This is a genomic window from Paenibacillus sp. HW567, assembly GCF_000374185.1.
In the GTDB taxonomy this organism is placed as follows: domain Bacteria; phylum Bacillota; class Bacilli; order Paenibacillales; family Paenibacillaceae; genus Paenibacillus_AQ.
In genome coordinates, this window is record NZ_KB910518.1 from 294,157 (window position 1) to 308,196 (window position 14,040).

Sequence of the window (14,040 nt, forward strand, 5' to 3'; positions counted from 1 at the left end):
ACGGGAAGCTGGAAGGTTGGCTAAATATGATGAACAGTTCTTCATTATCGTCAGCAAAAATATTTTACAAAAACCCGGTGCTGCCGGGTTTTTATCCTGATCCCAGCATCGCCCGCAAGGGGGAGGACTATTATCTGGTATGCAGCTCGTTCGAGTATTTTCCCGGAGTGCCAATCTTTCACAGCCGGGATCTGATCCACTGGACGCAGATCGGCCATGTGCTGGATAGGATCAGCCAACTGGATATCCGAAGCTGCGCAAGCTCCGGGGGCATTTATGCGCCGACCATCCGCTATCACGACGGCCTGTTCTATATGATCACTACGAATGTGAGCGGCATCGGGAACTTTTATGTGACGGCTGCGGACCCGGCGGGACCGTGGTCAGATCCGATTACCGTTCCCTTTGGAGGGATAGACCCGTCGCTGATGTTCGATGATGACGGCAAAGTATATGTCACGGTTCAACAGGGAGCAGGGTATGACTCCCACATTATCCAGTACGAAATAAATATCGCTACCGGGGAAGCTTTGTCTGAGCCAGTGGTCATCTGGACCGGGGACGGTGGACCTTGGGCGGAAGGCCCGCACTTGTACGCCATTAATGGTCTGTACTATATAATGACCGCCTCTGGGGGAACCGGGCCGGAGCACCGTGAGATTATCGGACGCGGTACTTCTCCATACGGTCCCTTTGAACAGTTGCCCCATCCAATCCTGACCCATAACGCGATACCGCATCACATTCAATATCTGGGCCATGCCGATCTGATTGAAGGGCCTGGGGGTCAGTGGTGGGCTGTATTTCTTGGCGTCCGCCCCGGGGAGGCGGGCTTCAGTGTGCTTGGACGGGAGACGTTCCTGGCTCCGGTGAACTGGACGGAGGACGGCTGGCCGATGATTGACAACAACGAGGGAACAGTTGGTTTGGAGATGAACGCCTGGCATATTTCTCCAGCGGAATCGGGAACGGAACAATTGCCGGAGACAGTAGCAGAATCTGCATCGAAATACGATTTTGATGAGCCTGCGCTGCCGTTTGCCTTGACCTTTGTGCGCAATCCGGCGGAGGGAAGCTGGTCGCTTACGGAGCGTCCGGGCTGGCTTGCGCTGTACGGACAGGCCGCTGGTCCGGGGGATATCGGACAGATGGCCTTTGCAGGCAGAAGACAGCAGCACATGGAGGCGGAATGGAGCACTCTGCTGGAGCTGGAAGCCCCGGGGGACGGTACAGCAGCCGGATTGTGCGCCCGGATGAACGAGCAGACGCATTACGAGATTTGTCTGGAGCATAGAGACAGGCATAACGTAATTGCTGCATATCTGACGGTAAAAGGACAAACACAGCTTGCAGCCGAGGTTCCGGTGGAAGGGGCGGGCGTGTATTTGAAAATTGCCGCTGACCGGACTGAATATTCGCTGCTGTATTCCCTGGATGGTCAGGAGTGGAGCAAGCTGGCTGCCGGAGAAGCTTATGCCTTGTCTCCCCAGGCCGTAGAGGGCAACAATTTCACTGGAGTAGTAACTGGCCTGTATGCTGTGGGAGGCGGGAAGACCGCGCAGCAGCCGGCGTACTTCGACTGGCTTTATTATCGGGGACTATAAGTAAGCGTTGCGAGGAGGCACTAATATGAGAGAGAGCAAGGATTTCACGGAGCCTGCGCTGAAGACCCTTTTTGCCGGGGATTTCAGGATCGGCGCGGCAGTGAATCCGCATACGATCCGCTCACAGGGGCATTTGCTGGCATATCATTTCAATAGTATCACCGCCGAGAATGAGATGAAGTTCGAGCGTCTGCATCCTGAGGAAGAGGTATACCGCTTTGGAGAGGCGGACGAGCTGGCCGCTTTTGCCCGGAAGCATGGGATGGCGATGCGCGGGCATACGCTGGTCTGGCATAATCAGACCTCTGAGTGGCTGTTTGCGGATGGAAAAGGCGGTACGGTCAGCAGGGAAGCTCTGCTGGAGCGGCTGGAATCGCATATCCACAAGGTAGTGGGGCGCTACAAAGACGATATTTACGCCTGGGATGTGGTCAATGAAGTTATTGCCGACGAAGGCGAAGAGCTTCTCCGCCCGTCGAAGTGGCTGGAGATTGCCGGTCCCGGCTTCATCTCCGCAGCATTCGAATTCGCCCATGCCGCCGATCCCCAGGCGCTGCTGTTCTACAACGATTATAATGAGTCACACCCGCATAAGCGGGACAAAATCTATACCCTGCTGAAATCGCTGCTGGAGCAAGGGGTTCCGGTACACGGCGTTGGCCTGCAGGCACACTGGAATGTATATGATCCGTCACTCGATGAGGTTCGTACGGCAATTGAGAAATATGCTTCGCTCGGGCTTCAGCTCCAGCTCACGGAGCTAGATATGTCTGTATTCCGCTTCGAGGACCGGCGGGCTGATCTCAAGGCACCTCCGGCGGAGCTGCTGGAGCTGCAGGCACAGCGTTACGAAGCCATGTTCCGGCTGCTCAAGGAATACCGCGAGGTGATCTCGTCCGTCACCTTCTGGGGAGCGGCGGATGATTACACCTGGCTGAATGATTTTCCGGTCCGGGGCCGGAAGAACTGGCCGTTTCTGTTCGATGAAGGGCATCAGCCAAAGGCTGCCTTCCACCGGCTGGCTGGCTTGAAGGGCTGACATAAGAGGGTTAGAGCGTACCGATGACAACACCGCTGATTTCGCATCAGCGGTGTTTTTGGCGTGCGGCTATTGTGGCTGCACCACGCTTTTGCGGGAGAGAAAGGGCCCTTTTGGTATATCATTTCTAAAAAAATGATGACACAGCGGAGAAAATACCTTATTATTTAAAGAGATTTTTAATAAAACAGTTTTTAAATAATGGTAGTACACATTTTGGAAACTCAAAGGCTATAGTCTGGGCGGTCTGGAAGGAGGGCTTCATATTCTATCGCTGAACGGGGTAAGCAAAAGCTTCAACCTGAAGGAAGGCCGCTATACTGCGGTCGATAAGGTATCGCTTGAAGTGCGTACAGGAGCTGTTCACGGCATTATCGGAGCCAGCGGAGCCGGTAAATCCACCCTGCTGCGGCTGATCAATTTGCTGGAACGTCCCGATACAGGCACGGTTGAGGTGGACGGCAGGCTGCTGACAGCTATGCCGGAAAAGCTGTTGCGCAAGGAGCGGCACACCATCAGCATGATCTTTCAGCAGTTCAATCTGGTAGGCAACGCCACCGTCAGCCGGAATGTGGCTATTCCGCTGGAGCTGGCCGGAATGCCGCGCAGCGGACGGATGGAGCGGGTGCGGGAATGCCTGCAATTTGTCGGTCTTGCGGACAAGGCGGAGCAGTATCCGGCCCGGCTTAGCGGAGGGCAGCGGCAGCGGGTGGCGATTGCCCGCGCGCTGGCGAACAGCCCGAAGCTGCTGCTGTGCGACGAACCGACCTCTGCGCTGGACCCTGAGACAACGGCGGATCTTCTTGGCGTGCTTCAGCATATTAACGCTGCACTTGGCGTAACCATAGTCATTGTTACCCATGAGCTGGACGTCGTTCGGAGCATCTGTACGGATGTATCCGTAATGGAAGCGGGACGAATTGTCGATTCCTTTTCCCGTGCGGAGAGCGGTTTTCTTCCGCCGGATGCATACTCCGGTTCGTACCGGGAGCGGATTACGGGGAAGGCTGGGGAAGCTCATGCTTGAGAATATGCTGAAATTTCAGGATCAAATGTGGCAGTCCATCGGGGAAACCTTTGTGATGGTGGGCATTTCGGTAGGCGCAGCGGTGCTGCTGGGGCTTCCGCTGGGGACTTTGCTGTATTTTTGCCGCAAGGGCCAGCTTTATGAGAACAGGGCGCTGTCGCTTACGCTGAACAGCATCGTCAACGTGGTCCGTTCGTTCCCGTTCCTGCTGCTGGTGGTGGCCCTGATTCCGTTCACCCGTCTCTTGGTGGGTACGGCCATCGGTACAATGGCGGCTACAGTGCCGCTGTCCATCATTGCTATAGCGTATTATTCGCGGCTGGTGGAGCAGTCTTTGCTGGAGGTGCCAAAAGGGACGGTTGAGGCTGCACTGGCTATGGGGGCGTCGAAGCTTGGATTGATTTTCAAATTTCTGTATGTGGAGGCCCGTTCGGGCCTGGTGCTCGGACTGACGGCCGCAACGATCAGCTTCATCTCCTTCTCGACCGTTATGGGTGTGGTTGGGGGCGGCGGAGTTGGCGATTTCGCCATCCGTTATGGATATCAGCGTTTTGAGACCGCAGTGATGGTCTATGCGATTCTCGTGATGATCGTACTGGTGCAGATGATACAATTTACCGGGAGTACGCTGGCCAGACTGCTGGATAAACGCTGAGAAATGGCCCGTTTTTATGAATCAAATAGAAGAATAGTGGGGGTTACTGAACAAATGAAAAAAACAATGAAATTTACGCTGATGCTGCTCGTACTGGTTATGATTGCCGCGGGCTGTGGTAACAACAAGGAAGCCGAAAGTACACCGGCTGCGACCAGCACCGGGCCTGTCAAAATAAAGGTAGCATCGCTTATTCCGCCAATGACCGATATCCTGGATATCGTTAAACCGCTGCTGAAGGAAGACGGAGTAGACATGGAGGTCGTCATCCTGTCTGACAATGTGCAGCCGAATGAGGCGCTGGCAAATAAGGAAGTGGACGCGAACTTCTTCCAGCATGTGCCTTACATGGAACAGTTCAATGCCAGCAAAGGCGCAAAGCTCGTACCGGTTCAGCCTGTATATGATGCAATCTACGGCGGCTACTCGAAGCGTTATAAGAACATTGCCGATCTGCCGGATGGCGCAACGCTGGTAATGGCGAATGATCCGTCGAATATCGGACGCTCCCTGCAAATGTTCGCCAAGGCGGGATTGATTAAGCTGAAGGATAATGTGGGCATTAAGGCCACTCAGGCCGACATCACCGAGAACGCCAAAAAATTCAAGTTCCAGGAGGTCGATCTGCTGATGCTCGCCCGCATGCTGGATGATGCTGACCTGGTAGCCATGACTCCGGCATATGCCAGCCCGCTTGGGCTGACGCCGAAGAAGGATGCGCTGATCACGGAAGGTGATGATTCCGAATTTACCATCACTCTGGTGGCACGGGAGGACAACAAGGACTCTGACGCTATCCAAAAGCTGGCGAAACGCATCAGCGGCCCGGAAGTGAAAAAGTTCCTTGAAGACAATTATGCGGATATCGCGCTGCCCGCATTTTAAGGAAGCGTGATAGCTGGGTAGCCCAGCGAGCGACGCTGTAGGCCGCTGCCGGTGGTGCAACTCCGGCGCGGACAGGCGGGGAATAACGGCAGAACTGCCGTTGTTAGAGCGCTCGCCCGGGTTGCGGGCCGGAACAACGGCAGAACTGCCGTTGTTAGAGCGTCCCCCGGGGCTGCGGGCCGGAACAACGGCAGAAACGCCGTTGTTAGAGCGCCCCCCGGGGCCGCGGGCCGAAACAACGGCAGAAACGCCGTTGTTAGAGCGCCCCCCGGGGCCGCGGGCCGAAACAACGGCAGAAACGCCGTTGTTAGAGCGTCCCCCGGGGCTGCGGGCCGGAACAACGGCAGAAACGCCGTTGTTAGAACGACGCCCCGGGCTGCGGGCCGAAACAACGGCAGAAACGCCGTTGTTAGAGCGTCCCCCGGGGCCAGACGCTACGAAACTGGCCAGCTCAGCCCAGTTTCATCCATCGCCTGCTGATGCGGGCTGTACAGCAGCAGGCAACACAAAGCAGCCGCTCTCCAGTTCATTCATGGAGAACGGCTGCTTTTTTTAACAATGAATCCGGCTACTCAGATGTTTCGTTGTGGAAGCCAAGCTTCTCCAGAGGCACTAGCCGTGTGCCTTTACCAACGCAGCAACCTCATACTGCGCGGATTCAATCCAGCTTCCTGTGGTGAAATCCCGTCCCTTTACAAGGACTTTGTCGCGGTAGACTTCCACATAGAAGCCTTGGCTGCCGCTCTTATGCTCATCTGCATTGGTCCAAAGGTAGGCAACAGAAGCAGCATTGAACATGGTGGCCGTCTCCCCGTTTCCGGGATACATGGTGTTGTCTACCTCAAGCTCCCAGTGGGTGTGCCCGGTAAATAGAAGAGTCTGCGGGTGCTTGGACAGTATGGAGCGCAGATCCTGATCTTGAGTAACCCCGTACCACTCCTGAGATTCCAGCGATCCGGCTACCGTGTCCTTCAACGGCTGGTGCAGAAAAAGAAAAACAGGCTGTTCCCTCATTGCTTGTCCATCCATCGACTGGCCGCTCTCCTGCCGTTCTCCAAGCTTACCATCCAGCCAGTGAAGCTGCTCGTCCGACAGATGACAGAACGTTGGCAGACCTTCCTCCGTTCCAAGAAAAATAAAATGATATCCGCCGATCCAATGGTCGTGATACGGGCCGGGCATTCCCATGCTTGAAGTGTACATCTCAAGGCGGGATTCCCAGTGGCCCAGGCCAACGTCATGATTCCCTAGCGTAAAATGAATCTCCGGCAGCTCAGCCTGATACAGCCGCAGGATGCGGTGGACCTCTTCATATTCCTCCCTGAAACCATGATCCGTAATGTCTCCAATATGCATGATCCCGCTGCTGCCCTGAGCATGAACGGCAAGATCATGCAGCGCCCGCTCGAAATTGAGATTGTACTCATGCGCAGGATCAGCAGTGACATGGGTATCCGTAATAATTTGAAAGGTTAGCAGCGGCTGTTGTCCGCCCGATTCGTTTGTACTCATTGGCAAGGAAACCTCCTTCAGTAATTAATGCCCTTTGGCGCTAATGTTCAGTCCCACAATTCCGGCGACGATGACGGTCACCCACAGCACAGAGGACAGAGACATCCGCTCCTCGAAAAACACCGTACCCGCCACAGAGATCAGAATGATTCCGGCCCCTGACCATACCGCATAAGCTACTCCAACCTTGATGGAGGTCAGCGCAACGTTCAGTGAGGTGAAGCTAATCCCGTAAAAGAGAAACATCAGCACGGAGGGCCAGAAGCGGGTGAAGCCATGAGAGATTTTCATAGAGAGGGTTCCCGACAGTTCGAAGATAATAGCCAGCGCCAGAAAAACCCAGGCCCAGGCCCCCTCGGCCCTCAAGGTACAATCCTTTCAATGCTAAGCTCGGCATAAGACTGCACGATACAATCGGCATCCGGCAAAAGCTCCCGCGCAGCCGTCGTCTCCGCTGTACGGCTAATCCCCGTACCCCCGGCCACGCCGCGAGCCGCATCCGCCGCCCCGCTGGCCGCCCCGTCAACCGCGTCCGCTGTCACTCCGGCCACGCCGCGAGCCGCCCCCGCCGCCCCGCTGGCCGCCCCGTCAACCGCGCCCGCCGTCACTCCGGCCACGCCGCAAACCGCGTCCGCCGCCACGCCAACCGCGCCGGCAATGCCAATGGCCACAGCCGCCCCGGCGGCCTTGGCCATCCGCATGTCGCCGTTCGTGTCGCCGATCACGGCGGCCGCGCGAGGCTCTACACCCAGCCGTTCGCAGGCGAGCAGCGCCATGTCGGGGAACGGCTTGCCGCGCTCCACCTGGTCTGTGCCGATCACGGCGGAGAAATACCCGCGGATGCCGAGCCAGCGGAGATGTGCCTCCGCCGCTGCCGTTTCGTCGGCAGTGACTACGGCCATTGGCATGCCCGAAGCCGCGCAGTCGTCAAGGAAGCGGAGCAGGCCGGGAAGCGGAAGCACCGGACGGGTCCGCTCCAGCAGGGCATCTGCCTCCTCGCGGCTGAGATCCACCAGTTCTTTTGATTCGGCCCATGACAAGCCGAGCTGATAAGCCTGCCAGGCCAGAATAGCGTAGAGATCATTCATTGTGCCCATGGCGAGAGGACCGTTGCGGTCATAATCTGTAATGCTGCCTTCGGCATCGTGAACGGTACCCAGCAGGGAGGGCAGGGAGGAAGCCGGAAATGCGAGCCCCCGTTGTTCCAATTGCCGGGTGAACTGTTCCAGGAAGCAGTGACTCCAGCTCCCCCACAGAGAGACGAACTGCAGCAGTGTGCCGTCCTTGTCGAACAGAATCGCGGATACCGCCGTGACTCCTTTCGAAGTGATAAGCTTAGGCATGTCGCCGCCCCTTTATGTTAAAATTTCACGGGAAGCTGCCGTCTCTTGCACAGGACGGCGGCCTCCCTTTTTGGAATCATCTTAGATTTCTTGCTTATTTCACTTTATCCAGAGCAGCCTGAGCGGTGGCCTGCGCTTCCTTGAGCGCTTCGGCTGCCGGAATGTTCTCAATTTGCACCTTGTCGGCAGCGATTTTGAGCGCATCGCTGATTTTGCCCCCGGTAGGGTCCTGGAAAGGGGCGGAGGCGTGGGATGCCTGCATCAACGGCACCTTGATCTGCGGGTTGCTCTCGCTGAAGGAGACGAATGCCGGATCTTTGAGCGCAGATTGGCGGACAGAAATATATCCGGTGTTGATCGACCAGGAGGCGGTGTTCTCGGAATTCGTGAAATAGGTCAGCCACTTCATCGCGGCCTGCTTCTCGGCATCTCCGGCTTTGGCGGGAATACCGGCCATAATGGCCTCTGCCACCGGTTTGCCTTCACCCACTCCGGCCCAGCCCGGCTGCTCCATTGCCGAGACAATGCTGAAATCCAGATCGCCCTGGTCGCCGCTGGAGCCGGTGTAGCCTGCCGCTTGGCCTTTCATCACATCGTCAATCGTCTTGTACCAGTACTCCCAGCCTTGTCCGCCGGAGTGAATACGCATGGTCTTGTCCTCATGAATCCATTTGCGGAACAGATCCCAGGTCTCAACCCACTCGGGCGAGTCAAGGGTTACTTTCTTTCCGTCCTCGCTAAGAATGCTGCCGCCCTTGCTCAATACGGCATCAACCATGTTGCCGGAGCCCCACATCGGCTCCCAGCCGTAGAAGGTTGTTTTGCCGCCGCTTTGGACAGCCATTTTCTCAGCGGCTGCTGCCAGATCCTCCCAAGTCTTGAGCTTGCTGGCGTCAATTCCGCTCTTCTCAAAAGCATCCTTCCGGTAATACATAACCTGTGTCGTTCCGTACATCGGAAGGAAATACTGCTTGCCGTCGACTTGTCCCTGGTTCAGGAAGGTCTGGACAAAATCCTCTTTATTGAAATCCGCCTGCTTGGCGATCAGATCATCCATCTGTGCAAAATAACCCTTGCGCGCCCAGTCTACATTGGAGGACAGCACAGCCGCAGGCACTTTTCCGGTAGCGATGGCTGCCTGGAGCTTCTGCTCGGTTTCGGTATAGTCGGCCTGTACAATCCCTTTGACGATAACCTCCTGCTGCGAGGCGTTGAATTTCTGAATGAGCGATTCCATGTTTTCCCCAAGCTTACCGCCGAGTCCATACCAGAATTCGATAGTGACGGGTGCGCTTTGGGCAGGAGCGGCGTCTTGCGCAGGAGCTGCTGAGGCAGCGCTGCCTTCCGTAGTATTATTAGAAGCGGAATTTCCGCCACAAGCTGTGAGCACGGTGAAACCGGCAATCATGGATACTGCGGACAACCTTTTTAATACGTTCATCATCATTCTCCTCTTTGGATAAAATATAAGATTTCAGCCTTTACTTGCGCCTGCGGTCATATTGACACTTTGCATAATCGTTTTTTGCGCCAGCAGGAAGACAAGCAGCAGCGGGGCGATGGTGAAGGCGCTGGCGGCCATGATTAGCGGCCATTGTAACCCGTAAGCACCTCCTTCCACGAAAAAGCTGCGCAGACCGGCGGATACAAGCTGCAGATCAGGGTTCTTGGTAATCAGCATCGGCCAGAAATAATTGTTGTATTGATCAATGAAGGTGATCAGCGCAAGTACGGCAAAAGAAGAGCGCGTAACCGGCACCAGCACCGTCCAGAGAATCCGCATATGGGATGCGCCGTCAACCTCGCCGGCCTCCACCAGCTCATGTGATACCTGCAGGAACGCTTGTCTGATCAGAAAGATCGAGAAGACGCTCACGCAGTTGGAGAGAATCAGGCCGGCGTAAGAATCCAGCAGGTGCAGCTCGGACAAGACAAGATAGCCGGGGAGGTACACCGCTGTAGCCGGAACCATATAACCGAACAGGATTACCCCGGAGAAAATCCCCTTCCAGCGGAATTTCATATGCGTCAGCGCGTATGCCATCATGCCTGAATTGATCGTCTGCAGAATGACAATGGAAGTGGCGACGAGAATACTGTTGCCCATGTACCTTGCGAACGGCGCTTCATGCCAGGCCGCAGCAAAATTGCCCCAGAGCGGCACCTCAGGCCAGAGGGTAGGCGGGGAACGCCAGATTTCATCATTGGTTTTCAGCGCGCTGGTGACCATCCAGTAGAATGGGAACGCCATGAGCAGGGCAAGGGCTGCAAAAAACAGATGGCGGGACAGCCCGCCCAGCCGTGTGATCGTACGCAAGCGGTAAGACCTCCTTTATACACAACACCTGATTATTGATAATGCGTGGTCCGTTTGCTGATGCTAAGCGAGAATACCGACAGCAGCATGCAAATGAACACAAGAACAACGGCTACAGTGGAAGCCTCTCCGATCTGGAAGGATTCAAAAGCGGACTGATAATACAAATACAGCAAGGTCCGGGTAGAACCGGAAGGGCCGCCCTGTGTCAGCACATTGATCTGATCGTAGGCCTGAAGCGCCTGGATGAGCTGCACCACGAACAGAAACAGGGTGGTTGGCGAGATCAGCGGCAGTGTGATGCGGATGAATTTCTGCACAGCGTTTGCCCCGTCAAGCTCCCCGGCTTCGAGCAGGTCGGAAGGAACATTCCGCAGCGCCACCAGATAAAAAATCATCGCCCAGCCCACCGATTTCCAGATGGTCACAAGCAGCACGCCGATGAGCGCCCATTTGGGGTCCTGCAGCCAGCCGATTTTGTCCAGTCCCAGGAAATCAAGCACCGTGTTGGCAAGCCCGACCTCCGGCTCGTAAATCCACGACCAGATGATAGATACGGCAACAGTCGGCGTGACCCAGGGGGAGAACAGCAGCACCTGGTAAAGGGCGGAGCCTTTAAGCTTGCGGTTCATCAGCAGGGCAAGTCCCAGTCCGATCAGGATGACCGGCAGCACACTGCCTGCACAGAAGAGCAAAGTGACTCTCAGGGCTTTGTAAAAGGCCGGGTTGCTGAGAAGATCTGTATAATTTTGCAGACCTACAAAGGTTTTCTCCGGGCTCATGAAGTCCCACTCCGTGAAGCTGAGATACAGCACATACAGCAGCGGCGCCAGCCAGAACACGACGAACGGCACCATGGCCGGCAGGGTGAACAGCACCGGCTTCAAGCCGCTGATAAGCTTTGAGCGTGTCATTTTCGTTCTGATACCCCATTCCATCTTCTTTGTTTTGCGGTATAATTCAGAGGCAAGCTCCTCCGTTCAAAAAAAATTGTACACTCATGATGCGATGCTGTGGTCAAGCGGAAGTAAAGATCGTTCGGAACTTGTGTAAAATTTGCAGAAATAGTGCCATGAAGCTTCAGTTTTGTGTAATCTAGAGAGAACGATTCTAATTAGAGTGAAGGTGCAGCGGATGAAACAGGCAGTATTTGGCGAGGACAACCAGCATTTATCTCAGCGTGAGCAGCTCCTGCGTCCTATGATTGATGCAATTGCGCAGACGATGGACTTGTATGGAGCGAATTATTCCTTCGGGCAGCTTTACGGGATTATGTTCTTTGAGGACAAGCCGATGACGCTGGAGGAAATGAAGCAGGTTATGAATATGAGCAAAAGCAACATGAGCTATGGCGTCCGTTCCCTCATCGCTTCCCGGATGGTGACCAAGCTGGACGAGAAACGCGAGCGTAAGGAGCTGTATGCGGCGGAGACGGATTTCTTTCAGGCGTTCAAGAACTTTTTCACTCTGAAGCTGCAGCGGGAGATTGATATCATGCAGGAGGCGATGGGGACGGCGATGCCGGAGCTTCAGGCGCTGATGGAGGCGGAGGACATTTCTGCAGAGGAGCGGCAGGCCTGCCAGAGAGATTTGGACAAGCTGCGGCACGCAGTGGAGTATTATGTCTGGCTGCAGCGGTTCGTGGACGGTCTGGAGATAGGAACGATGTTCGGCGGGCTTCCCGGAAGGGAGTAAAGTTCCGTTATCCTGGGAAACCTCATCTCTTCGGTTCGTTTGTAGCTTGGCGGAGGCGCCATTTTTCAGCCCTAACTGCATTCTATACAGCTATAAGGGAAGAAATCGGCCGCAAAACGGAATTAATTGCACTTGGTACACTTATATAAGGCTGATCCCGGCAAAAGGAGCATATGGTCTTTTTTTAACTGTACAGACTGCATCTAAAGCCAATAATAGGAGACTGCACGGTCTTATAATTGTAGCAAATACATTTATCGGGCCAGCAGCGCTTAAGCAACCCTCCTGCGGATTCCGTATTGAGGGTTTTTTGCATGTGAAAAAGCAGCTTACGATTCGTTATTTTCAAGTCGGCTTCCGGTCATGTTTATAACGATTGTGTAAATAACTGAACGTTGAGACTACGTTTCGTTTTAAATAATAGCCAAGTCTATAACGGTTAGTTAAAAATGAAATAGTACATGATATAATTTGCCCAGGAGGCGGTATGATGGATGAATTGGATATCAAAATTCTAAAGCTGCTCGAAGAGAACGGGAGATTGTCCCATGAAGAGATCGGCAAGCTGCTGCATATCTCGCGGCCCACGGTGCATCAAAGAGTAGGCAAGCTGGAGAAGAACGGAGTCATCAAAGGCTACAAGGCGGTTGTGGACTGGGGCAAGCTGGACCAGAAAATCAAAGTCATGATCTCGGTGAAGGTGGTCAGCCAGAGCTTCAAGGAAACGGCGGGCAAGATCATCGGCATTCAAATCCCGGGAGTGACCATTATAGAATGCCAGCGGCTGGCGGGAGAGTGGTGCATGCTGCTCAAAGTCAGAGTGACCTCACCCGACCAGCTTACGCTGTTGCTGGATGAAATTCTCCGGTTTGAGGGCATCAAGGAAACCTCGACCACTTTTATTTTGTCTACTATATATGAAGAGGGTATCAAGGACATCTAGCAGACGTTGGAGTTTACCGGTTATACATATTTTATATGAGAGAATGGTGGAGCATGAGACCAAAGAATGCTAATGCGATGTATGGGGTTGGCATTGCGTTACTATCCGTTTATGTATTTTGGGGAGGAACCTATGTCGGCATGAAGCTCGCGATTGAGACGATGCCGCCGTTTCTTATGGCAGGGGTGCGCTTTTTTACAGCGGGAGTCGTTCTGTATGTAATTTCAAGATTAAGCGGTGCCAAACGCCCTTCAGGACGTGAATGGAGGTCTTCGGCAATTGTCGGAGCGCTGCTGCTGCTTGGCGGCAACGGGATGGTGGCCTGGTCGGAGCAGCGGGTATCCTCGTCCATTGCGTCTCTGATCGTCGCTGCTGTTCCCGTCTGGATGATGCTGTTCGGCTGGTTCGGCCGCGGCGGCAAACGTCCAAATACCGGCATCATCGCCGGGATTGTACTGGGTCTGCTGGGCATCGCCGTACTGGTCCTCCAACCGGGAAAAGAGAGCGGGACCGCTACCGACATGATCGGAATTATCACCTTGCTTGCGGCCTCCCTGAGCTGGGCTGCGGGTTCCATGTACTCGCGCAGCGCCCAAATGCCGGATTCCCCGCTCATGTCTACGGCGGCTCAGATGCTGACGGGAGGTGTGCTCCTGATCGTCTTTTCCTATTTTACCGGGGACTGGTCCAAGCTGGATATCCCGTCAATCTCCCTTCGCTCATACACTGCTCTGGGTTATCTGATAATCTTTGGCTCCATCGTTGGGTACACGGCCTACATTTGGCTGCTCAAGAACGCCGATCCTACACTGGTTTCGACCTATGCCTTCGTCAATCCGGTGGTCGCTGTGTTCCTTGGCTGGCTGCTGGCGGGCGAACAACTTACCGTGAACACCCTGACCGCTGCCGTTATCATTATTGCTGCCGTAGTTTTGGTAACCATTTTCCGCAGCAGGCCGCAAAAGACAGCAACTCAAGCAGCGCTTGATATACAAAATCAGCAGCAGTCGATACACTGAG

The 14,040-nt window shown here is 54.8% G+C and carries 15 protein-coding genes; 9 read left to right on the forward strand and 6 right to left on the reverse strand.

What is annotated here, in order from left to right; translation table 11 throughout:
* The first annotated feature begins 26 nt into the window (after positions 1-26).
* From B212_RS0101560 to B212_RS34250, 6 genes are all read left to right on the forward strand, one after another.
* Positions 27-1,604 (forward strand): family 43 glycosylhydrolase, encoded by a 1,578-nt coding sequence (locus B212_RS0101560; protein WP_019908509.1) that lies wholly within the window; start codon positions 27-29, stop codon positions 1,602-1,604.
* A 25-nt stretch (positions 1,605-1,629) separates the two neighbouring features.
* Entirely contained in the window at positions 1,630-2,643 is a 1,014-nt protein-coding gene (locus B212_RS0101565; protein WP_019908510.1) for an endo-1,4-beta-xylanase, read from the forward strand.
* 265 nt (positions 2,644-2,908) lie between these two features.
* On the forward strand, positions 2,909-3,670 hold the full coding sequence (locus B212_RS30510; protein ID WP_084673215.1) for a methionine ABC transporter ATP-binding protein: 762 nt from the start codon (positions 2,909-2,911) through the stop codon (positions 3,668-3,670).
* Complete coding sequence (locus B212_RS0101575) at positions 3,663-4,325, forward strand: methionine ABC transporter permease (RefSeq protein WP_019908513.1); 663 nt, start codon at positions 3,663-3,665, stop codon at positions 4,323-4,325. The genes B212_RS30510 and B212_RS0101575 overlap by 8 nt, the downstream gene beginning before the upstream one ends.
* A gap of 54 nt (positions 4,326-4,379) precedes the next feature.
* Positions 4,380-5,210 carry a MetQ/NlpA family ABC transporter substrate-binding protein gene (locus B212_RS0101580; protein WP_019908514.1) on the forward strand — a complete coding sequence of 277 codons (831 nt, stop codon included), beginning with the start codon at positions 4,380-4,382 and terminating at the stop codon, positions 5,208-5,210.
* A gap of 100 nt (positions 5,211-5,310) precedes the next feature.
* Positions 5,311-5,766 (forward strand): hypothetical protein, encoded by a 456-nt coding sequence (locus B212_RS34250; RefSeq protein ID WP_156830046.1) that lies wholly within the window; start codon positions 5,311-5,313, stop codon positions 5,764-5,766.
* Positions 5,767-5,822: 56 nt separating this feature from the next.
* On the opposite strand, the gene B212_RS0101590 is transcribed toward B212_RS34250, so the two are convergent.
* From B212_RS0101590 to B212_RS0101615, 6 genes are all read right to left on the reverse strand, one after another.
* On the reverse strand, positions 5,823-6,722 hold the full coding sequence (locus B212_RS0101590) for a metallophosphoesterase family protein (RefSeq protein WP_019908517.1): 900 nt from the start codon (positions 6,720-6,722) through the stop codon (positions 5,823-5,825).
* 24 nt (positions 6,723-6,746) lie between these two features.
* Positions 6,747-7,088 carry a DMT family transporter gene (locus tag B212_RS0101595; protein WP_019908519.1) on the reverse strand — a complete coding sequence of 114 codons (342 nt, stop codon included), beginning with the start codon at positions 7,086-7,088 and terminating at the stop codon, positions 6,747-6,749.
* Positions 7,085-8,065: an HAD family hydrolase gene (locus tag B212_RS30515; RefSeq protein ID WP_019908520.1), complete on the reverse strand. Its 981-nt coding sequence runs from the start codon at positions 8,063-8,065 to the stop codon at positions 7,085-7,087. The genes B212_RS0101595 and B212_RS30515 overlap by 4 nt, the downstream gene beginning before the upstream one ends.
* Positions 8,066-8,159: 94 nt before the next feature.
* Positions 8,160-9,506 carry an ABC transporter substrate-binding protein gene (locus tag B212_RS0101605; protein ID WP_019908521.1) on the reverse strand — a complete coding sequence of 449 codons (1,347 nt, stop codon included), beginning with the start codon at positions 9,504-9,506 and terminating at the stop codon, positions 8,160-8,162.
* Positions 9,507-9,539: 33 nt separating this feature from the next.
* Positions 9,540-10,382, reverse strand: coding sequence for a carbohydrate ABC transporter permease (locus B212_RS0101610; protein ID WP_019908522.1), 843 nt, complete (start codon positions 10,380-10,382; stop codon positions 9,540-9,542).
* Between the two features lie 32 nt (positions 10,383-10,414).
* Positions 10,415-11,296: a carbohydrate ABC transporter permease gene (locus B212_RS0101615; RefSeq protein WP_051128212.1), complete on the reverse strand. Its 882-nt coding sequence runs from the start codon at positions 11,294-11,296 to the stop codon at positions 10,415-10,417.
* A gap of 220 nt (positions 11,297-11,516) precedes the next feature.
* Between B212_RS0101615 and B212_RS0101620 the strand changes: the two genes are divergently transcribed.
* The 3 genes from B212_RS0101620 (at position 11,517) to yedA (ending at position 14,039) form a co-directional block, all read left to right on the forward strand.
* Positions 11,517-12,077 carry a GbsR/MarR family transcriptional regulator gene (locus B212_RS0101620; protein ID WP_019908524.1) on the forward strand — a complete coding sequence of 187 codons (561 nt, stop codon included), beginning with the start codon at positions 11,517-11,519 and terminating at the stop codon, positions 12,075-12,077.
* 487 nt (positions 12,078-12,564) lie between these two features.
* Positions 12,565-13,020, forward strand: a complete 456-nt coding sequence (locus tag B212_RS0101625) for an Lrp/AsnC family transcriptional regulator (RefSeq protein ID WP_232231458.1) — start codon at positions 12,565-12,567, stop codon at positions 13,018-13,020.
* Positions 13,021-13,073: 53 nt separating this feature from the next.
* Positions 13,074-14,039, forward strand: a complete 966-nt coding sequence (gene yedA, locus B212_RS30520; RefSeq protein WP_051128150.1) for a drug/metabolite exporter YedA — start codon at positions 13,074-13,076, stop codon at positions 14,037-14,039.
* The last annotated feature ends 1 nt before the right edge of the window (position 14,040 follow it).